The sequence below is a fragment of the Sphingomonas sp. Sphisp66 genome (assembly GCF_047324325.1).
GTDB lineage: Bacteria > Pseudomonadota > Alphaproteobacteria > Sphingomonadales > Sphingomonadaceae > Sphingomonas.
Map to the genome: position 1 here is coordinate 2,724,425 of NZ_CP168508.1, position 20,977 is coordinate 2,745,401.

Consider the following 20,977-nt stretch of genomic DNA (forward strand, 5'->3'; position numbering starts at 1 on the left):
GGACGCCCCGCGCTTCCGGTTCAGGCCGCGTCGACCATCACGATCTCGCTGTCCTCGATCGCGGTGACCTTGAGTACGGCGAGGTCGCTGATCGCCGCGCCGTCCCGGGCATTGACCCGGATGCCGTCGATCTCGATCGCGCCGGTGGCGGGGACGAGATAGGCCTTGCGGTCCGCGCCCAGCGCATATTCGGCGGTCTCGCCGGCCTTGAGCGTGGCGCCGATGACCCGCGCATCGGTGCGGATCGGCAGCGCGTCATTGTCGTTCTCGTACCCCGACGCCAACGTGACGAAATGGCCCGAGCGATCGCCCTTGGGGAAGGGCTTGGCGCCCCAGCTGGGAGCCCCGCCGTCGCGGGTCGGCACGATCCAGATCTGGAAGATTCGGGTGGTGACGTCCTCGAGGTTGTACTCCGAGTGGCGAATGCCGGTGCCGGCGCTCATCACCTGGACGTCGCCCGCTTCGGTGCGGCCCTTGTTGCCCAGATTGTCCTGGTGGGTGATCGCGCCTTCGCGGACATAGGTGATGATCTCCATGTCGCGGTGCGGGTGCGGCGGGAAGCCGGTCTGCGGCGCGATCGTGTCGTCGTTCCAGACGCGCAAATTGCCCCAGTGCATGCGGGCGGGGTCATGATAGCCGGCGAACGAGAAGTGATGCTTGGCGTCCAGCCAGCCATGATTGGCGCCGCCGAGGCTGTCATAAGGGCGAAGTTCGATCATCTTGTATCTCCTGTGGGGCAGCGCCGGCCGCCCCTTGTGAGACTGGATTTAGGGCTTGCCCGCTTGCCAGATCAGAGGGATAAAATCCGTCGAAACGTTCTAGGAAGTTGAATAGTGAACACGCCGGGCACGCCGACCTACGACCAGCTGCGCATCTTCCTGACCATCGTCGACACCGGCAGCTTCGCGGGTGCCGGGCGCAAGCTCAACCGGGCAGTTTCGGTGATCAGCTACGGCATCGCCAATCTCGAGGCGCAGCTCGGCATCACGCTGTTCGACCGCGAGGGCACGCGCAAGCCGCAGCTCACCGTCGCCGGCCGTGCGCTGCTTGCCGAGGCGCGGAGCATCTCGGACGGGATGGACGGGCTGCGCGCCAAGGTGAAGGGGCTGCTCGACGGGCTGGAGGCGGAGATCAGCCTGGCGGTGGACGTGATGCTGCCGGCCGAGCGGCTGGGCAAGGTGCTGCGCGCCTTTGCCCGCGAATATCCGACGGTGCAGCTGCGCCTGCATGTCGAGGCGCTGGGCGCGGTGACCGCGATGGTGCTCGATCAGGAAGCGGTGATCGGCATCTCGGGGCCGCTCTCCTCGGGTGTCGAGGGGATCGAGAGCATGGTCGCGGGATCGGTGCCGATGGTGCCGGTGGCGGCGCCCGATCATCCGCTCGGCCGGATGGAGGTGATCCATCCGGGCGCCGGGCGCGAATACACCCAGCTGGTGCTGACCGACCGCTCGCGCTTCACCGAGGGGCAGGACTTCTCGGTCTCGAGTCCGAAGACCTGGCGGCTCGCCGATCTGGGCGCGAAGCACGCGCTGCTGCGCGAAGGGATCGGCTGGGGCAACATGCCGCTGCCGATGATCGAGCCGGACCTGGTGGCGGGCACGCTGGTGCGGCTGGCGATGCCCGACCATGTCGGCGGCACCTATCGCTTCTCGGGCATCTGGCGGCGCGACACGCCACCGGGGCCGGCGGCGTCGTGGCTGCTCGACCAGTTCGTCCAGCTCGGCGCCGGGGATGCCGAGCTGGACGGGATGGGTGACGTCTAAGGCCGACCGTTCCAACAGCGCGCATCGAACCGACTCGGCAAAGGACAGGAAGTACACGCCAAACCTGGCTTCGGGACGGCGGAAGTTCACTAAGTTCGCACTAGCGGCGGTGCCTGTCCGGCCCACCGCGCAACATGCTTGCGCGCGCCGGATCCAATCTTTCCAACAAAGTGAAAGAGCAGCCGGCCCTGCGACCGGCTGCTCCAGCGAAACAGGCCAAATCCTACATTGCAAGGGCCTAGCCCGCGAGCGGCTCCCGTGCCGCCGGGTGGAGCGCGCAGGCCGCGGTGCCGACCAGCACCAGCGCACCGGCAAGGACCAGCGGCGGCGTGAGCCCGTAGCGGTTGACCAGCAGCGCGCCCAGCGCCGCGCCGAGGAAGATCGCGACGACGCCGCCGATGCGCCGCGCCCAGTTGGGGTTGCTGCCCCCGGCGAAGTGCGAGTCCGCGGCGAGGCCGGTGAGCGTCAGCGTCAGCACCGTGGTGGTGAGGTCGGGCACCTTGAGCTGGCGGATCGTCGCGTTGCGGAAGCCCATCGCGACGCCGGTGAGCCCGATGATCGCGAACACGCTGGCGGTGGGCGACTGGCTGGGGATGTCGAAGCCGATCGAGACGCCCGCGGCGATCCACAGCAACGCCGCCTCGACCAGTGCCGCGACGATCAGCCAATGGTGGAGCGGCCGGCCCGCATGATGCTTGCCGATCCGTCCGGCGATCAGCGCGCCGAACAGGAAGGCGGCGATCGCCGCGACGAACGGCGCGACGCGGAAGCCCGGAGTGCCGGCGGCGGCAAAGCCGAGGAACACGATGTTCCCGGTCATGTTGGCGGTGAACACCTTGCCGAGCCCGAGCACGCTGATCGCATCGACAAGGCCGGTAGTGACCGAGAGAAGCAGCAACAGCCAGGGCAGCGGCGAGGAGGATTTGGCGGCGGACATGGTGGGGTCTCCCTTTTTGATCTGGCTCTTTGATCTGGCTGTTCCCCGGCGAAAGCCGGGGCCCAGGGTTTCTCTGCCGGGTCGCTTGTGACCCTGGGCCCCGGCTTTCGCCGGGGAGCAATTAGGTCCTAACCGCCGTCCGATCTCGCAAACATCCGAATAAAATCAGCCCTATCGTTCGAGATAGTTGGAAAGTCAGAAGCGGAAATTGGCCTCCAGCCCCGCCATGCCGATCGTCTTCGCCGGGCCGGTCTCGCGGATGAAGGCGCCCGGGGCGAAGGCAGAAAGCGAGGCGGAGAGTTCGAGCTCGGCGGTCGCCTGCCAGGCGATCGTCGCCTCGGCTTCCTTGCCGATGAAGCGCGCGCGGCTGTCCCCCGGCGCGCGGATCAGATTGCCGGGAATGTCATAGACCCCGTCGGCGCGGCTGTAGCGCCAATAGGCCATGGCGGCGAGGCTGGCGGACACGCTCCTCGCCAGCGTCGCGCTGACCCGGGGATTGAGGCTGACGATGTTGGTCGGCCCGACCGGGGAGAGCTCGCCGAAATATTTCCCCTTGGGGAAGAGCGCGTTGAAGGTGCCGAGCGTGCCATTGCCCGGCTTGCCGTCGCCGCTGACGATATTGAAGCGCAGCGTCGCATCGGGCGCCAGCGGCGCATCGGGGAAGCTGTGGCCGACTTCGGTGCCGAGCGTCCAGGCAGTGATCCGGTCGCGCCCGAAGCGGCCGAACTGGGCGACGCCCTCGACATTCCAGTGCCAGTTGTCGCGCGTGCCGAAGACGCGCAGCCCGAAGCTGTGGCGCTCCTCGCGCGCGCCCACCCCGCCGAAGCGCGCCAGATCGTTGCGATAGCCGAGATAATAGAGGTCGATCCCCGGCAGCACGCCATAGGCGCCCCAGAGCGACTTGCTGTCCGAAGTCCGGTCGTCGAACGTCCCCGGCCGCGGCTGGACCGGGCGGACGGCGAGCAGGCTCAGCTTGGCCTTGCCGAGCTTCACATCGGCCCGCGCCCCGTCAAAGGCGAGCGGGACATTGGGGCCATAGCGCGTGCCGACCAGCCGCTCGGTGCCGAGCGACAGCATCTGCCGCCCGGCGCGCAAGGTCACCGGGCCGAGATCGACTTCGCCAAATCCCTGGAGCAGATCGACCCGCGTCTGATCGACCGGCCCCGCCGCCGGCGCGACGCCGACCGCCCAGGCCGCGATCGGCTGGACGAAGGCGCGCACCCGGCCGACATGGAGATCGGCATAGGGCAAAGCGCGCAGCCAGAGATAGGAATCGTCGGGCGCATCCGCCCCGCCCCAGAGATTGTCGCGGTAATTCTCGCTGCGCGCGCGCAGCTCGATGCCGGTGGAAAGCCAGGCCTCGTCGCCGAGCGGGATATATTTGAGCGGGCCGGTCCAGTGATGCGCGCGCTTCTTGGCGTCGGCGAGGTCGGACCAGTCTTCGTCGTAGCGGGTGATGCTTAGGGTTGGGGCTTGCCACGCTTCGCGCTGCTGGGCGGCGGCTGGGGTGGTGAGGAGGAAGAGGGCAACGGCGTATTTGAATAATCCTCCCCCGTAGGGGGAGGGGGACCAGCGAAGCTGGTGGAGGGGGTCTGCCACGGGCAATATCGCCTGCGGCATTCCCTCTCCACCACCGCCTTCGGCGGCGGTCCCCCTCTCCCTCCGGGAGAGGATTGGGAGATACCTACCCACGCCGCCGCTCCCGCTCCGCCACCAGCGCCACCAGCACGAAGCCGCCGATCAGGCCGAGATGCTCGAAGAACGCATTGGTCGCGCCGAAGCGCTCGGCGCTGCCCGGGGCCATCGCCCAGAAGGCATTGGCGGTGATCGCGGCGAGGAAGGTGAACACGCCCAGCATCCCGGCCCCCAGCCAGACCAGCCGGCCGCTCAGGATCAGCGCGGGGCCGACCAGCTCGACCGCGATGGTCAGCGCCGCCCAGAGCGCGGCCGGCTGCATGCCGAAATGCGCCTGTTCGGCGACCGCGCCGTGCCAGTCGGTCAGCTTGACCACTCCGCCGAGCAGATAGGCGCCGCTCAGCGCGAGCCGGACGAGGAACCAGGTCGGGCGCCAATCGAGTATGGCGGTGACGAAGCCGGGCGTGTTCATCGCTCAGTTCTTCGCCACGGGTGCGTGGATCTCGGCGATATAGCCGCCGGGGAAGCGGACGATCGCGGCGTCGCGGTCGCCTTCGCGGTGCGCCGCCACCAAAGTCTCGACGCCCGCCGCCTTGGCCTTGTCGAGTGTCACGGTGAGGCTCGACACCTCATAGCCGGTCAGTTCGCGGCCATAGGGCCAGGGCAGTTGCCCGTCCGAGACCAGCACCGTCATCTTGCCATAGCCCGAGCTCAGGCGGACACGGCGATAGGTCTTGCCCGGCTGGCCGATCTCCACGCCCGGCGCGGCCTTGTCGTCCGAGACAACCTTGGCATGGGCGTAGCCGGTCCAGCTCTTGAGGAAGGCATTGGCCGAATCCGCGGTCAGGTAGACGCGGTTCTCCGGCACGCTCGCCAGCGGAGCGTAATGCGGCTTGGTGGTGTGCCAGTAGAGCTGCATGTTCACGCCGCCCGGCCATTGCACGACGACGTCGCGGCCGATCGGATCGGGAAAGGTGGTGAGCAGTCGGCTCGCGCCGTGGCTCACCGCGGAAGTGACCGCAGCGTCGATATCGTCGACGAGATAGCCGGTGCGCTCGGCCCCGAACGGATAGGGCACCGGGGTGACGAAGCCGAACACCGAGAGGATACCGACTGGCGTGAGGACGAGCTGCGAGTTGGTCTGGCTCGTGGTCGGGGTGACCTGGAACACGCCCTTCTTGCTGGCGGTGCCGCCAAAGGTGGCGGTCACGCTCGAGACGAAGCGATCGAAATCCTCGGGCGCGACATAGACATGGGTCGAGTCATATTCGGGGCCGATCGCGTGATCGGCGCTCGGCTTGGGCCCCTGCTGGGCGAAGGAAGCGGCCGGGGAAAGCGCGACCAGCGCGGTGGCGATCAGGAGGGTGTGGCGGTTCATTTCAACTACTCCGATGGGAAGGTGCACTGCCTCTGCCGAGGGGTTTAAGTCGCCCCCGGACGCCGAACGATCCGAATAAAATCATTCGAACCGTTCGACATTCTGGAACGATCAGACCGCCCAGCATCCGCAACCGAGCGCGCCCCAGAAGCTCTGGACGTCGGCGGCGGGCACCTTGGCGCCGAGCGCGGCGGCATGGTCATGGCCGTGGACGGTGCAGGCCGAATGGCAGGCACAGGCGGCGGCGAGCTTCTTGCTGGTCTCGTCGCGGCGATAATGGCCGCCAAAGGTCGCGACCGGCGACCAGTCGGGCATCGCCTTGGGTGCCTTGGGGCCGAGCGGCGCGAAGTCGCCCTCGCCGTAAACCACCTTGCCGCCGAGCACGGTGAGCACCGAGCGGAGATGGGCGATCTCGTCTTCGGCGACGTGGAAATAGTCGTCCGAGAGCAGCGCCAGGTCGGCGAGCTGGCCGGCCTTGATCTGCCCCTTCTTGCCCACCTCGTTCGAGAACCAGGTGTTCCGCTCGGTCCACAGGCGCAGCGCGGTCTCGCGGTCGAGCCGGTTGCGCACCGGATAGAGCGTCATGCCACCGACGGTCTTCGAGGTTACCAGCCAGCTCAGCGACACCCAGGGATTGTAGCTGGCGACACGGGTGGCGTCGGTCCCCGCCCCCACCGGCACGCCGGCATCGAGCATGCGGCGGATCGGCGGCGTTGCCTCGGCCGCCTTGGCACCGTAGCGCTCGACGAAATACTCGCCCTGGAAGGCCATGCGGTGCTGCACGGCGATGCCGCCACCCAGTGCCGCGATCCGATCGATATTGCGCTCGCTGATCGTCTCGGCATGGTCGAAGAACCAGTTGAGGCCCTTCAATGGGATGTCGCGATTGACCTTCTCGAACACATCGAGGGCGCGGCTGATCGTCTGGTCATAGGTGGCGTGCATCCGCCATGGCCAGCGGCGCTCGGCGAGCAGGCGGATGACGGGTTCGAGATCGCCTTCCATCTGCGGCGGCATGTCCGGCCGGGCGACGCGGAAATCCTCGAAGTCCGCCGCCGAATAGACCAGCATCTCGCCCGCGCCATTGTGGCGATAGCTGTCGTCGCCGTCGCCGGGCTTGATCTGGGTCGACCAGGTGGCAAAGTCCTTCAGCTCTTCCTTCGGCTTCTGGGTGAACAGGTTGTAGGCGATGCGCAGCGTCAGCTCGCCGTCCTTGTGGAGCTTCTCGACGATTTCGTAATCATCGGGATAATTCTGCGACCCGCCGCCCGCGTCGATCACGCTGGTGACGCCGAGCGAATTGAGCTCGCGCATGAAGTGCTTGGTCGAGTTGAGTTGGTATTCGGGCGGAAGCTTCGGCCCCTTGGCGAGCGTGGCGTAGAGGATCGTCGCGTTGGGCTGGGCAAGCAGAAGGCCGGTGGGGTTGCCCTGCGCGTCGCGCAGGATCTCGCCGCCCGCCGGGTTCGGCGTGTTCCTGTCATAGCCCACCGCCCGCAGTGCCGCGGCGTTGAGCAAAGCGCGATCATAGAGGTGGAGGATGAAGACCGGGGTGTCCGGTGCCGCGGCGTTGATCTCGTCGAGCGTCGGCAGGCGCTTCTCGGCGAACTGATGCTCGGTGAAGCCGCCGACCACGCGCACCCATTGCGGCGGCGGGGTGTTCTCGGCCTGCTTCCTGAGCATCGCCATCGCATCGGCCAGCGTCGGCACGCCTTCCCAGCGCAGCTCCATGTTGTAGTTCAGCCCGCCGCGGATGACGTGGATGTGGCTGTCGATCAGGCCGGGGATCAGGCGGCGGCCCCTGGCGTCGATCACCTGGGCGTTCGGCGCGGCGGCGGCGCGGACCTCACCCTCGGTGCCGACCGCGAGGAACTTGCCGTCGCGGATGGCGACCGCATCGGCGACCGGGTTCTCGCGATCGAGCGTGGTCACCTTGGCGTTGACGAGGATCAGGTCTTGCGGGGCGGTCATGGCGAAGCTTTCGGTGGCGGTAAGCAGGGCAGTGGTGGCGGCGCCGGCGAGCGCCTGGCGGCGGGTGATCGGGGTCATGGCCGTTCGACCGGCCGGGTGACGGCGACCATCGCCGTCACTTTCCTGGCCAGCGGGACGATCTGCTCGCCGGCGAGGATGCCGGCGAGCCCGAGCAGGGCGATCATCGGCGGTGCGGGGGAACGGACACCAAGCAGGCTGTAGACCACGCCGACCAGCAAACCGGCACCCAGCGAAAGGAGATAGGGCTTCATGATGTCCGCTCCCTTCGATCAGCCGCGGATGAACGCGAGGATGTCGGTATTCAGCACGTCGGCATTGACCGTCAGCATGCCGTGTGAAAAGCCCGGATAGGTCTTCAGCGTGGCGTTCGGCAGGATCTCGGCCTGGAGCACGCCGGCATTCTTGTAGGGTACGATCTGGTCGTCCTCGCCGTGCAGCACGAGCGTGGGCACGGTGATCGCCTTGAGGTCGTCGGTCTGGTCGGTCTCGGAAAAGGCCTTGATGCCTTCATAATGGGCAAGTGCGCTGCCCATCATGCCCTGGCGCCACCAATTATCGACCGTGCCTTCGATCGTCGCCACGCCGGGGCGGTTGAAGCCGTAGAACGGGCCGGCGGGCAGATCGCGGAAGAACTGGGCGCGGTTCGCCGCCAGCGCGCTGCGCAGGCCGTCGAACACCTCGATCGGCAGGCCGTTCGGATAGGCTTCGGTCTTGAGCATGATCGGCGGGACGGCGCTGACCAGCACGGCCTTGGCGACACGGCCCTGGGGCTGGCCGTGCCGGGCGACATAGGCCGCGACTTCGCCGCCGCCGGTCGAGTGGCCGATATGGATCGCATTACGCAGGTCGAGATGCTCGGCGACCGCGGCGGCATCGGCGGCATAATGCGCCATGTCGTGCCCGGTCGGGACCTGGGCCGAGCGGCCATGGCCACGGCGGTCATGCGCCACGACACGGTAGCCCTTGGACAGGAAGAACAGCATCTGCGCGTCCCAGTCGTCCGACGACAGCGGCCAGCCGTGATGGAACATGATCGGCTGGGCGTCCTTGGGTCCCCAGTCCTTGAAGAAGATCTCGGTGCCGTCCTGGGTGGTGATGGTGCTCATGGGAATGTCCTTGGGATTTCGGGAAGGTGGGAAAGGCTTGGAGGGTGCGGCCGGGCCAAGGGGGCACGACCCGGCCGCGCGGGGATCAGTGACCGCCTTCGGAGGCGCCGAACATGGTCTTGGCGTAGGTGATGCCGATGCCGTACGCACCGCCCCACTTGCGGGCGACGCCTGTGGTCATGTCGTAGGTCCCGGTCCGCGCCCAGTCGCGCTGCAGCTCGAGCAGGTACTGGAGCGACGTGATCGGCTTGGCGCCCGCCTGGATCATCCGGGCGACGGCGCGCTCATGCGCTTCCTCCGAGATGTCGCCGCTCGCGTCAGTGATGACATAGGCCTCGAAGCCCTGGTCAATCGCCGAGAGCACCGGGCCGACGATGCAGACCGAGGTCCACAGGCCGGCGAACACCAGCCGCTGCTTGCCGATGCGGTTGACCTCTTCGATCACCGCGGCGTCTTCCCAGGTGTTCATCGAGGTGCGGTCGAGCAGCTTCTGGCCCGGGAAGGGATCGGTGACTTCGCTGAACATCGGGCCCGAGAAGCTCTTCTCGGCGACGGTGGTGAGGATGGTGGGGACGTTGAAGCCGGCGGCGGCATTGGCGACCAGCGCGGCGTTGTTGCGGAGAAGCTCCGGGGCGATCGACTTGGTGGCGAAGGCCATCTGCGACTGGAAATCGATCAGCACCAGCGCGTGATCGGTCGGCGAAAGCAGCGTCTTGCCCGGGGTCGGGGTGGCGGTGGCGGTCATGGTGGTTTCCCTCTTTTGGTGGTTCGGCGGCCCGGATCGTTTCCGGATGCACAGGGTCTAGGCGGCCGAAGAACTGCGATGCAGCCGGATAAGATCGTTCCAATTGTTCCATTAAATCGAAAAGACATCGACACCCGTGCGGGTCGCCCCGCACTCTCAACCGAGTGATCGCGCGCTGCCGATAAGAGGGAAGGCAGGAGGGTATCCGATCGCGCGCGCCGCCGGTGCCGCGGCCGTGAAGCGCGGCGCAGTGGGCGGAGCTGGCTGGATTAAACCCGCATGGGCACGAAGCGCAGGCGCTTCAGGCGCTCAGAACATCTCGTCCACGTCCTGGTTCACCCCGGCACGGCGCGCCTGGGCGACCTGCGCGATCAGTTCGTCGGCATCGATCGACACGAAGCGGCCGAGTTTCCGGTTGAGCGTCTCGGCGGTGAACGGCTTCAGCAGATAGTCGGTGGCGCCCGCGCTCTTGGCGTTGAGCACTTCGCCAAAGTCGCGTTCGGCGGTGATCATCAGGAACGGGATCTTCGCCAGCGCCGGATGCATCCGCACCGCGAGCAGGAGCTCGAAGCCGCTGATCGGCTCCATCCACCAGTCGGAGATGACGAGGTCGTAATGTTGCCGCCGGAGCAGGCCCAGCGCTTCGGTGCCGTCGCAAGCCTGGTCGACATGCCCCACGCCGAAGTCGTGGATCATGCTCGCCACGATCCGGCGCATCATGCGCGAATCATCGACAACCAGAAAACGAGCGCAGCGCGTATCGAGCATCCAGGCCTCCAGTTGGAACCAAGACCATGGCCTGGTCTGCGCCACCATCCCGAGATTGCGCGTAGCGCATTTGCCCTTAGCGGGCCCAGGATTCCCGCAACCCCTTGGGCATCCGCCCAAGCCGCGGCTATGACGCTGCCCGACCCCTGACCTGGAGCCCCAATGCTCGAAATCTGCATCGACACGCTTGCCGGGATCGACGCCGCCATCGCCGGCGGTGCCGACCGGCTCGAACTCTGCGCCGCGCTGTCGGTCGGCGGGCTCACCCCACCGCGCTCGCTGGTCGTGCGCGCCGCCGCCGCGCCGATCCCCGCCCATCTCCTTTCCCGGCCCCGCGACGGCGACTTCCGCTACAGCCCGGATGAGGCCGCAATGGTCGCCGACGACATCGGCCTCGCCGCCGAGGCGGGCCTTGCCGGCGTGGTGATCGGCGCGAGCGACGCGGCCGGAAAGCTCGATGCGGGCCTCCTCGCCGCCTGGGTCGCGCATGCCCGGGCCGAGGGCGCCAAAGCCGGCCAGCCGCTGTCGCTCACCCTCCACCGCGCCTTCGATCTCTGCCCCGATCCGCTCGAGGCGCTCGACACCGCGATCGCGCTCGGCTTCGACCGGATCCTCACCTCCGGCGGCCAGCCCCGCGCCGCCGACGCGCTCGACATGCTCGCCGCGCTGGTCCGCCGCGCCGAGGGCCGCATCCTGATCCTCGCCGGCAGCGGCATCGACGCGGCCAACCTGCCCGCGATCCTCGCCACCGGCGTGCCCGAGGTCCATGCCTCGTGCCGCAGCCCTTCCGGCACCCCCGGCGAGGCCGAGCAGCGCTTCGGCTTCCAGACCGGCCCAAGCCTCCAGACCGACCCCGCAAAAGTATCCACAATGCGGCGCATTCTCGACGAGCATAGAACCTTGAACAGTACCAATATATGACTTATTCCCGTCCGCTTCGATAGTAACACGGGGTGTACAGATGGGGGCTGACGAGCAGCAGGCGGGGGTGACCGCCACGCTCATGGAGACCGAGGCGGCGGAAGCCGCGGAGGCGGTGCGCCGTCTGGTCGATGCGAACGAGCCTGCCCTCACGGCGCTGGCGACGCGGCTCCGCGCCAACCCGCCCGCGCGCATCGTCACCTGCGCCCGCGGCTCGTCGGACCATGCCGCGAGCTATGGCAAGTACCTGATCGAGACCTTCATCGGCATCCCCGTCGCCTCCGCCGCCCCGTCGGTGGCGTCGGTGTTCGCCGCGCCGGTCGCCCCCGGCTCGGCGCTGTGCATCGCCATCTCGCAGAGCGGCCGCAGCCCCGATCTGCTCGCCACCGTCCGCGCGCACCAGGAAGCCGGCGCGCACGTCGTCGCCTTCGTCAATGACGAGAGCTCGCCGCTCGCCCTGCTCGCCGACACGCTGATCGGCCTCAAGGCCGGCCCCGAGCGCTCGGTCGCCGCGACCAAATCCTATATCACCGCGCTCGCCGCCTTCGTCGCGCTGGTCGCCGAATGGGCGCGCGACGATGCCCTCGCCGCCGCCCTCACCCGCCTGCCCGAGCAGCTCGAGGCCGCGCGCACGCTCGACTGGAGCGACGCCGTCACCGCGCTGCGCGACGCGACCAATCTGTTCGTGATCGGCCGCGGCTACAGCTTCGGCATCGCCCAGGAAGCCGCGCTCAAGTTCAAGGAGACCTGCGGGCTCCATGCCGAGGCGTTCAGCGCCGCCGAGGTCCGCCACGGCCCGATGGCGATCGTCGGCCAGGGTTTCCCGATCCTCGCCTTCGCCACCTCGGACCCAGCCGGCGACAGCGTCCGCGAAGCCGCCGCCGAGTTCGCCGAGCGCGGTGCCCGGCCCTGCGTTGCCGACGCCAAGGGGAACGGCAGCCTGCCCGCGCTCACCGACCATCCCGCGATCGAGCCGATCCTGATGGTCCAGAGCTTCTATCACATGGCCAATGCGCTCTCGCTCGCGCGCGGCCACGATCCCGATCGCCCGCTCTACCTCAAGAAGGTGACCGAGACGCGATGACTGCCCACGCCTTTACCAACGGGCAGATCGTCACGCCCGGCGGCGTGCTGGACCAGGCGACCATCCAGGTCGCCGATGGCCGCATCGCCGCGATCCTTCCCGATGCGCCGGCGGACGAGACCATCGACCTCGACGGCGGCTGGCTCGTCCCGGGCTTCATCGATACCCAGGTCAATGGCGGCGCCGGCGTGCTGTTCAACGATGCGCCCGATGTCGAAGGCATCGCGGCGATCGGCCGGGCGCATGCCCGCTTCGGCACCACCGGCTTCCTGCCGACCCTGATCAGCGACGTGCCCGAGGTGATCGCCCGCGCGCTCGATGCCGCCGAGGCCGCGATCGAGGCCGGCGTGCCCGGCTGCATCGGCGTCCATATCGAAGGCCCGATCATCAGCGTCACCCGCAAGGGCATCCACGACGCCGACAAGTTCCGCCTGCTCGACGCGGACCTGCTCGCGCTGCTCACCCGCCCGCGCCGCGGCAAGGTGATGCTCACCCTCGCACCCGAGATGGTCTCGCTGGAAGACATCCGCCGGCTTCACGATGCCGGCGTGATCCTCAGCATCGGCCACAGCGATGCGAGCTATGACGTCGTCAAGGCCGCCATCGCCGCCGGCATGACCGGGGTCACCCACCTGTTCAACGCCATGTCCCCCCTGCTCCACCGCGCGCCCGGCGTGGTCGGCGCGGCGCTGGAGGACCAGAGCATCTATTGCGGGCTGATCCTCGACGGCTTCCACGTCCATGACGCGCCGGTCCGCATCGCGATGCGCGCCCGGCCGCACGATCGCTTCATGCTCGTTACCGATGCGATGCCCTGCGTCGGTGCAGAGGTCGCTGAGTTCGACCTGCACGGCCGCCGCATCCTCGTCGATGGCGGGCGCTGCCTGGGCGAGGACGGCACGCTGGCCGGCTCGGCGCTCGACATGGCCGGCGCCTTCCGCAACGCGGTCAACCGGATCGGCCTGTCGCATGCCGACGCCGCCATGATGGCCGCGACCAGCCCCGCCGCCTTTCTGGGCCTCGGCGACGAGCGCGGCGCGCTCGCGCCCGGCCTCGTCGCCGACTGGGTCCAGCTGACCCGCGATCTGGAGCCCGCGGGCACCTGGATCGCCGGCACCCGCATCGCCTGACTCTCGGGAGACACGCCCTGCCCACGCAATCGCTGCCGCCGCTCGACGACACGCCCGGGGCGCGGATCACGCTCGCGTCCCCGCTCGCCGGCTGGCTCTCCGGTCTCGACGAGGTTCCGGACCCCGTCTTCGCCCAGCGCATGCTGGGGGACGGCATCGCGATAGACCCGACCGGCGATTGCCTGCACGCCCCGTGCGACGGCGAAGTCGCCGTGCTCCAGCCGAGCGGCCATGCGATCACCATCCGCGCCGCCGATGGCGTCGAGATCCTGATGCATGTCGGCCTCGATACGGTGGCGCTGAAGGGCGAGGGCTTCACCCCCTGCGTGGCGGTCGGCGACCGCGTCGCCGCGGGCGATCCGCTGATTCGCTTCGATCTCGACACGATCGTCTGCGCCGCTCCCTCGGCAGTCACCCCGGTGCTGCTGCTCGAGACGCCCTGCCATGCGCTGGTCCGCACCCGCGCGGACGGCCCGGTCCAGGTCGGCGACGCGATCCTGGCGCTCGAGCCCCGCCTCGCCGCCGATACGCCCGCCACCACGCCGCTCACCGGCGAGACGGTCGAGCGCATCGTCACCGTGCCGCTCGTCCACGGCATCCATGCCCGCCCCGCCGCGCGCATCCGCGACCTGCTCGCCGGCCTCACTGCCGACGTCACCCTGACCAGGCAGGACCGTACCGCCAGCGCGCGCAGCCCGGTCGGACTGCTGACGCTCGCGATTGCCTTCGGCGACGAGGTCCGCATCGCCGCCACCGGCCCCGATGCCGAGCAGGCCGCCACTGCGCTTGCCGCGCTGATCGAGAGCGGCATGGGCGAGAAGGGCCATGCCGCCGCCCCCAAGCCCGCAGCCCCCATCGCCGCCGCATCGCAGGTCTCCGCCCTCCCCGCCGACGGCAAGCTCAGCGGCGTCACCGCCGCCCCCGGCCTCGCGGTCGGCCAGGCCCGCCGCTTCCGCCTGCCCGAAGTGCAGATCGACACGGCCAGCAAAGGCGCTGCCGAGGAACAGGCCCGGCTCGACGCCGCCCGCACCACCCTCTCCGCCCGGCTCGACAGCGAGATCGGCCATGCCCATGGCGCCCAGCGCGCCATCGCCGAGGCGCACCGCGCGATGCTCGACGATGACGGCATCCTCGCCGACGCCGCCGAAGCCATCCGGGGCGGCGCCAGCGCCGGCCAGGCCTGGCGCGCCGCGATCGCGCCCCAGGCCGAGGCGCTCACCGCTTCGGGCGACGCCCGCCTCGCCGAGCGCGCCGACGATCTGCGCGACCTCGAACGCCGCGTCCTGCTGGTCCTCGCCGGCACCGACGAAGCGCCGCTCGCCTTCCCGCCGAACACCATCCTGCTCGCGGAGGATCTGCTCCCGTCGCAGGTGACGGCGCTCGATCCGGCGCAGGTCGTCGGCCTCTGCGTCGAGCGCGGCGGCCCGACCTCGCATGCCGCGATCCTCGCCGCCGGCCTCGGCCTGCCGATGCTCGTCTCGCTCGGCCCGGTGCTGCGCCAGATCGGCGAGGAAACCCCGCTGATCCTCGACGCCGGCCTCGCCCGGCTCCAGGTCGCGCCGGACGCAGCCGCACTCGCCGAAGCGCACCAAGCCGTGGCCGAACGTACCGAGCGCCGCGCCGCCGCGCTCGCCGCTGCGGCCCAGCCCTGCCACATGGCCGACGGCACCCGCATCGAAGTCTTCGCCAATCTCGGCTCGCGCGCCGATGCCGAGCTGGCCATCGCCAATGGCGCCGAAGGCTCGGGCCTGCTGCGCACCGAATTCCTGTTCCTCGACCGCGACACCGCACCCAGCATCGACGAGCAGGCCGCCGATTACCAGGCGATCGCTGACACGCTTGCCGGCCGCCCGCTGATCGTCCGCCTGCTCGATATCGGCGGCGACAAGCCCGCCTCCTATCTGCCGATCCCGGCCGAGGAAAACCCGGCGCTGGGCCTGCGCGGCATCCGTGTCGGCCTCGCCCATCCGCAGCTGCTCGAGGACCAGATCCGCGCGATCCTGCGCGTCCAGCCGATCGGCCAGTGCCGCATCATGGTGCCGATGATCGCCGGGATCGACGAACTGCGCCGGGTTCGCGAAATGCTCGACAAGGTCCGCGCCGATCTCGGCATCACAGAAGCGGTCGAGCTCGGCGTGATGGTCGAGACCCCCGCAGCCGCGGTGACCGCCGATCTGCTCGCCGCCGAGGCCGATTTCCTCTCGGTCGGCACCAACGACCTCACCCAATATGCCCTGGCGATGGACCGCGGCAATGCGAGCGTGGCGAGCGCGATCGACGGGCTCCACCCCGCCGTGCTGCGCCTGATCGCCGACACCTGCCGGGGTGCAGCCAGCAAGGGCCGCTGGACCGGCGTCTGCGGCGGCCTCGCTTCCGATCCGCTCGCCGTGCCGATCCTGATCGGCCTGGGCGTGACCGAGCTGTCCTCCACCGCTGCAATGGTCCCCGAGATCAAGGCTTTGGTCTCCGGCCTCACCCTCGACGCCGTCCGTGCCCATGCCCAGGCCGCGCTCGCCTGCGCGACCGCCGCCGATGTCCGCGCTCTTGCCCGGGAGTTCACCGCATGAAGTCGATCCTGGAACTGCTCCAGCCGCTGGGCCGCGCGCTGATGCTGCCGATCGCGGTGCTGCCGGTCGCCGGCCTGCTGCTCCGCCTCGGCCAGCCCGACCTGCTGGACATCGCCTTCATCAGCGCCGCGGGCGACGCGCTCTTCTCGCATCTCGGCCTGCTCTTCGCGATCGGCGTCGCCACCGGCTATGCCAGGGACGGCAACGGCGCCGCGCCGCTTGCCGGCATCACCTGCTTCCTCGTCGCGACCGAGTCCGCCAAGGTGCTGCTCACCGTGCCCGTGGACGTCACCGCCGGCATGGAAGGCCCGCTGCTCGAGCTGACCACCGCCGCCTGGAAGGCCAAGGCGATCGCCCGGCTCGACGTGCCGATCGGCATCCTCTCCGGCCTGATCGGCGGCATCTTCTACAACCGCTTCTCGACGATCAAGCTGCCCGAATATCTCGCCTTTTTCGGCGGGCGCCGCTTCGTGCCGATCGTCAGCGGGTTTGCCGGCGTGCTCATCGCCGGCCTGATCGGCCTGTGCTTCGCCCAGCTGAGCGCCGGGATCGACGGGCTTGGCCATGGCATCACCGGCGCGGGCGAGATCGGCCTGTTCCTGTTCGGCCTGATCAACCGGCTGCTGCTCGTCACCGGCCTCCACCACATCTTCAACAACGTCTTCTGGTTCGTGCAGGGCGACTATCACGGCGCCAATGGCGATCTCCGCCGCTTCTTCGCCGGCGATCCCAGCGCGGGAGCCTTCATGGCCGGCTTCTTCCCGGTGATGATGTTCGGCCTGCCCGCCGCCTGCCTCGCCATGTACCGCGCCGCGCGGCCCGAGCGCCGCAAGGCTGTCGGCGGCATGCTCTTCAGCCTGGCGCTCACCTCGGCCCTCACCGGCGTCACCGAGCCGATCGAGTTCAGCTTCATGTTCCTCGCCCCCGCGCTGTTCGCGGTGCACGCGGTGCTGACCGGCATCGCGATGGTGGTGATGGACCTGCTCGGCGTGAAGCTCGGCTTCGGCTTCTCCGCCGGCCTGTTCGACTATGTCCTGAACTTCGGCAAGGCGACCCGGCCGCTGCTGCTGATCCCGGTCGGCATCGTCTATTTCGGGCTCTATTACGGCATCTTCTCCTTCGTCATCCGCCGCTTCGACCTCCAGACCCCCGGCCGCGAGCCCGAGGCGGCGGTGCCGGCATCCTCGACCGCCATCGCCGGCGAGCGCGGCCCTGCCTTTGCCCGCGCGCTCGGCGGCGCGGCGAACATCACCAGTATCGATGCCTGCACCACCCGCCTGCGCCTGATGGTCAAGGACCAGGCCCAGGTCGACGAGCCCATGCTCAAGGCGCTCGGCGCCCGCGGCGTCATCCGCCCCTCGGCCAACGCCCTCCAGGTCGTGCTCGGCCCGATCGCGGACTCGGTCGCGGTCGAGATCCGCGACGCGCTGGCGCTGGGCGGCACCGCCCTCGCCCCGGCGCCGGTCGCAGCGCCCGCCGAACAGGCGACGCTCACTCCGGCCGCGCTGGCCGCGCTGGGCGGCGCCGACAATGTCCTCGGCGCCCGCCTCCTCGGCAACCGCCTGCGCGTCGAGCTGTGCGAGCCCGTCAAGGCGGCGGAACCGGCGCTGGTGGCGCTCGGCGTCCGCACCGTCGCCCATCCCTCGGAGGGCGTGGTCCACCTGCTCCTCGCCTCGAATGGCGCCGAGGGTCTGCTCACCGCCTGAAGCCCCTTCGTTCCCCGAACCCTTCGTTCCCCGGCGAAAGCCGGGGCCCAGGGTTTCTCTGCCCATCACCTGCTTGCAAAATAGGATTCCACCTGCTCGGCTCCCGCCGCCAGGCTACCGCCCGGCCGCTCTTTGACCGCGTAGGAAAGATAGGATCAGCCCCTCGCAAGGATGTTGCGAGATGCGCCGCATTTCCGGGAAAAAAGGGAAAATAGCCGCAGCGGAAACCCGCTCCTGGCATGAACTTAGTGAACTTTGCCGAGTCGCCCCGGCGCGCACGATAGGAAAGCGCGCAGCAACACGCACAGTGCACGACCTTAGCAATGTTTGGCGCCTCAGCGCGGCGTGATCGCCACCGTGCCGAGCAGCCCCGACGCCGCGCCAGCCGCGGCCTCGACCAGCAGCACCACCGCCCGCGGCCCCTTCCCCGGCGGCAGCGCCGCGCTGAGCGGCCCCGGCGCAGCGCCGGCCTTGGTCGCCAGCAGCGTGCCGTCGACCCAAAGCTCGGCCTTGCCGCCGATCGTCTCGAAGGCGATCACGCCGCCCTCGGCCGCCACCCGCTTCCACGGCGTCGCCCGGGTGCGATAGACCCGCCAGCCCGGCTGCGCCTCGGCCGGTGTCGGCACCCCGCTGCGGACGAAGTCCCAGCTGTTGTTGTCGCCGTCCGCCGGCGCCAGCGTCGCCGCCGGCTTCTCCGCCAGCACCGGCGAGCGCCGCCACTCGCGCAGGTCCAGGACCTGCGGCACCACCGCCACCTGTAGGCGCGGCGCCACCTCGGCCCGGGCGATCGTCAGCACCGCCGGCGCCAGCCCCTCGGCCTGTGCCCGCACGGTGATCCGCCCGCGGCCGGTGCCGGCGCGGACCAGCAGCTGCGCCAGCCCGTTGAACAGCGAGCGCGATCCCGCGCCCGGCGCGACCTGCTCGGGCTCATGGCTGTTCGGGTCGCCATTGCCGACGCCCAGGATCACCGCACCCTCGACAGCGAAGCGCGTCATCAGGTTCGCAGTCGGCACGTGCCGCCCCTTGGCATCGACCGCGTCGAGGGTGATCGCCTGGCATTCCTCGTCGTCGCCCGCCATCACGCTGCGCGCCGGGGTCAGCCGCAGCGCGACCGGCGCGCCCGCCGTCTCGTGCACCGCCCGCGCGACGACCTTGCCGCCGCGCATCGCCAGCGCCTCGATCCGGCCCGGCGCATAGGCCACGGTCCACTCGTTGCCCATGATGCGGTCGACCTTCTGCACGCCCAGTTCGCGCCCGTTCAGCCGCAGCGCGACGGTCTCGGCATTGCAGCTGACGAAGACCTTGACCGGCTCGCCCTCGCGGCCCGGCCAGGTCCAGTGCGGCGCGATCGCGACGACGTCCCTGTCGTCGGTCCAGTGCGCCCGGTGGATGTCGAACGCGGTCTTGGGGAAGCCGCACAGGTCGAGGATGCCGAAGAAGCTGGCGATGGTCGGCCAGGCATAGGGCGTCGGCTCGCCATGATAGTCGAACCCGGTCCACACGAACCCGCCCGCGACGAACGGCCGCTCGGCGATGTTCTTCCAGGTATCGCGGTGCGTCGCCCCCCAGCTCGTCGCCTCGGTGTCGTAGGAGGTGAGGACGTGCCTGGCCGGATCGCTCGCAAAGGCACCGCGCGTCTCATAGGCGCTGGTGTCTTCCGAACTGGTGATCGGCTGGTTCGGGTGCAGCTTGTGGTACTTGTCGTAATCGGCCTGGTAATAGTTGAAGCCCATCACGTCGAACTCGCCGGCGACGCTGACCTCGTTGTAGAAGGACCCGTTCATCGCGCCGGTCACCGAGCGGCTGTCGTCGAGCTTCTTCACCGCCGCGATCATCCGCCGGACCATCTCGACGCCGGCGCCGGTGCCCTGCATCGGCTCCTCGTTGAACACCGACCACAGGATGACGCTCGGGTGGTTGCGGTCGCGGCGGACCAGCCATTCGAGCTGCGCCATGTAATCGGGTGCCGGGTTGAACAGCCGGTTCTCGTCCATGACGAGGAAGCCCATCCGGTCGCACCAGTCGAGCAGCTCCGCGGTCGGCGCGTTGTGCGACATGCGGATCGCGTTGCAGCCCATCTCCTTCAGCCGCTCGAGCCGCCAGCGGTGCAGCGAATCCGGCACCGCCACGCCGACCCCGGCATGGTCCTGGTGCAGGCAGACGCCCTTCAACTTGACGTGCTTCTCGTTGACGAACAGCCCCTGGTCGGCATCGAAGCGGATCGTGCGGAAGCCGATCGCGGTGCGCCGCTCGTCGATCGCCGCTCCGCCCTGCAGCACCCGCGTTCGCACCGTGTAGAGCGCCGGTTCCTCGACCGACCACAGCCGCGGTGCCTCCACATCGAGCCGCAGCACGGCATCGGCGCTGTCGAGCACCGGCACGCTCGCCTGCACCTCGCCCCGCGCGACTTCGCGCCCCTCGGGATCGAGCAGCACCGCCTCGACCGTCACCGCCGCCGCGGTGCGCGCGACATTGCGCAACGTCGCGGTCACCGGCACCTGCCAGCGCCCGTCGACCTTGCGCGGGTCGCAGTGCACCCCGTCGCTGACGATCGCCACCGGCGCGCGCCGCACCAGCCAGGCATGGCGATAGAGCCCCGCGCCTTCGTACCACCAGCCTTCCTTGGCATCCGCATCGACGCGGATCGCGATCACATTGGTCTCGTCGCCGAAGCGGGCGAACGGCGTCAGGTCGACATGGACGCTGTTATAGGCCGACCAGTTGTGCGCGACGATGCTGCCGTTGATCCAGATCGTCGCGTTGGTGGCGATGCCGTCGAAATGCAGCTCGAGCGTCTTGCCCTGGTCCGCCGCGTCGAGCCGCAGCGTGCGGCGGTACCAGCCGATCCCGCGCGGACGATAGCCCTGCGAGACATTGGCGGTCTCGACGAAAGGCTGGGCCGCCGCCCAGTCGTGCGGCAGCCGGACTTCGCGCCAGTCGCTGTCGTCATAAGCGATCGAGGCGGCGCCGAGCGCATTGCCGGCCTTGACGCTCAGATAGGTCTCGTGATGCCCCTGCGGCTCCGGCGTTGGGATATCGCCCTCGTGGAAGCGCCAGCCGAGCTCGAGCAGGGTGCGCGAGGGATCGCCCTCGGGCAACCGTGGCGCCAGCGTGGCGAGCGAGCGCGGCATCGGGAAGCCGTCGCCATCGCCCGCGCCCTTCGCAGCCGCTTCCGCCGTGGCGATCGGCGCCGCCAGCAGCGCGCCGACGCCGACGCTCCCGCGCAGGAGTTGACGACGATCCATGGC

Annotated in this window: 17 protein-coding genes; 6 read left to right on the top strand and 11 right to left on the bottom strand. The window is 69.3% G+C overall.

Going from position 1 to position 20,977, the window contains the following annotated elements:
• Positions 1–20: 20 nt before the first annotated feature.
• Positions 21–719 carry a pirin family protein gene (locus ACEN8G_RS12745; protein WP_413419358.1) on the bottom strand — a complete coding sequence of 233 codons (699 nt, stop codon included), beginning with the start codon at positions 717–719 and terminating at the stop codon, positions 21–23.
• 114 nt (positions 720–833) lie between these two features.
• On the opposite strand from ACEN8G_RS12745, the gene ACEN8G_RS12750 reads away from it, so the two are divergent.
• On the top strand, positions 834–1,763 hold the full coding sequence (locus ACEN8G_RS12750) for a LysR family transcriptional regulator (protein WP_413740579.1): 930 nt from the start codon (positions 834–836) through the stop codon (positions 1,761–1,763).
• A 238-nt stretch (positions 1,764–2,001) separates the two neighbouring features.
• On the opposite strand, the gene ACEN8G_RS12755 is transcribed toward ACEN8G_RS12750, so the two are convergent.
• From ACEN8G_RS12755 to ACEN8G_RS12795, 9 genes are all read right to left on the bottom strand, one after another.
• Positions 2,002–2,700 (bottom strand): YoaK family protein, encoded by a 699-nt coding sequence (locus ACEN8G_RS12755; protein ID WP_413415213.1) that lies wholly within the window; start codon positions 2,698–2,700, stop codon positions 2,002–2,004.
• Positions 2,701–2,895: 195 nt separating this feature from the next.
• Positions 2,896–4,299 carry an alginate export family protein gene (locus ACEN8G_RS12760; RefSeq protein WP_413415214.1) on the bottom strand — a complete coding sequence of 468 codons (1,404 nt, stop codon included), beginning with the start codon at positions 4,297–4,299 and terminating at the stop codon, positions 2,896–2,898.
• 85 nt (positions 4,300–4,384) lie between these two features.
• Entirely contained in the window at positions 4,385–4,807 is a 423-nt protein-coding gene (locus ACEN8G_RS12765; RefSeq protein WP_413415215.1) for a DoxX family protein, read from the bottom strand.
• A gap of 3 nt (positions 4,808–4,810) precedes the next feature.
• Positions 4,811–5,713, bottom strand: a complete 903-nt coding sequence (locus tag ACEN8G_RS12770) for a glyoxalase (protein ID WP_413415216.1) — start codon at positions 5,711–5,713, stop codon at positions 4,811–4,813.
• A gap of 111 nt (positions 5,714–5,824) precedes the next feature.
• Complete coding sequence (locus ACEN8G_RS12775; RefSeq protein WP_413415217.1) at positions 5,825–7,759, bottom strand: amidohydrolase; 1,935 nt, start codon at positions 7,757–7,759, stop codon at positions 5,825–5,827.
• Positions 7,756–7,953 (bottom strand): DUF1427 family protein, encoded by a 198-nt coding sequence (locus tag ACEN8G_RS12780; protein ID WP_413415218.1) that lies wholly within the window; start codon positions 7,951–7,953, stop codon positions 7,756–7,758. Before ACEN8G_RS12780 ends, ACEN8G_RS12775 begins: the two co-directional genes overlap by 4 nt.
• Positions 7,954–7,971: 18 nt before the next feature.
• Entirely contained in the window at positions 7,972–8,808 is an 837-nt protein-coding gene (locus tag ACEN8G_RS12785; protein WP_413415219.1) for an alpha/beta fold hydrolase, read from the bottom strand.
• A gap of 85 nt (positions 8,809–8,893) precedes the next feature.
• The gene (locus ACEN8G_RS12790) at positions 8,894–9,553 is read right to left on the bottom strand and encodes a hydrolase (protein ID WP_413415220.1); all 660 of its coding nucleotides are present in this window, start codon (positions 9,551–9,553) and stop codon (positions 8,894–8,896) included.
• Between the two features lie 309 nt (positions 9,554–9,862).
• Positions 9,863–10,369 carry a response regulator gene (locus tag ACEN8G_RS12795; protein ID WP_413415221.1) on the bottom strand — a complete coding sequence of 169 codons (507 nt, stop codon included), beginning with the start codon at positions 10,367–10,369 and terminating at the stop codon, positions 9,863–9,865.
• A gap of 114 nt (positions 10,370–10,483) precedes the next feature.
• Here ACEN8G_RS12795 and ACEN8G_RS12800 point away from each other — a divergent pair, with 114 nt between their 5' ends.
• From ACEN8G_RS12800 to nagE, 5 genes are read left to right on the top strand one after another with little or no spacing between them, the layout of a single operon-like run.
• Entirely contained in the window at positions 10,484–11,242 is a 759-nt protein-coding gene (locus ACEN8G_RS12800; protein WP_413415222.1) for a copper homeostasis protein CutC, read from the top strand.
• A gap of 40 nt (positions 11,243–11,282) precedes the next feature.
• Positions 11,283–12,326, top strand: a complete 1,044-nt coding sequence (locus tag ACEN8G_RS12805) for an SIS domain-containing protein (RefSeq protein ID WP_413415223.1) — start codon at positions 11,283–11,285, stop codon at positions 12,324–12,326.
• On the top strand, positions 12,323–13,456 hold the full coding sequence (gene nagA / locus ACEN8G_RS12810) for an N-acetylglucosamine-6-phosphate deacetylase (protein WP_413415224.1): 1,134 nt from the start codon (positions 12,323–12,325) through the stop codon (positions 13,454–13,456). Before ACEN8G_RS12805 ends, nagA begins: the two co-directional genes overlap by 4 nt.
• A 32-nt stretch (positions 13,457–13,488) precedes the next feature.
• Positions 13,489–16,023: a phosphoenolpyruvate--protein phosphotransferase gene (gene ptsP / locus ACEN8G_RS12815; RefSeq protein ID WP_413415242.1), complete on the top strand. Its 2,535-nt coding sequence runs from the start codon at positions 13,489–13,491 to the stop codon at positions 16,021–16,023.
• Positions 16,020–17,729, top strand: a complete 1,710-nt coding sequence (gene nagE, locus ACEN8G_RS12820) for an N-acetylglucosamine-specific PTS transporter subunit IIBC (RefSeq protein ID WP_413415225.1) — start codon at positions 16,020–16,022, stop codon at positions 17,727–17,729. The genes ptsP and nagE overlap by 4 nt, the downstream gene beginning before the upstream one ends.
• Before the next feature lie 335 nt (positions 17,730–18,064).
• Here the strand turns inward: nagE and galA are convergent, their stop codons facing one another.
• Positions 18,065–20,974 carry a beta-galactosidase GalA gene (gene galA / locus ACEN8G_RS12825; protein WP_413415226.1) on the bottom strand — a complete coding sequence of 970 codons (2,910 nt, stop codon included), beginning with the start codon at positions 20,972–20,974 and terminating at the stop codon, positions 18,065–18,067.
• Positions 20,975–20,977: the final 3 nt, after the last annotated feature.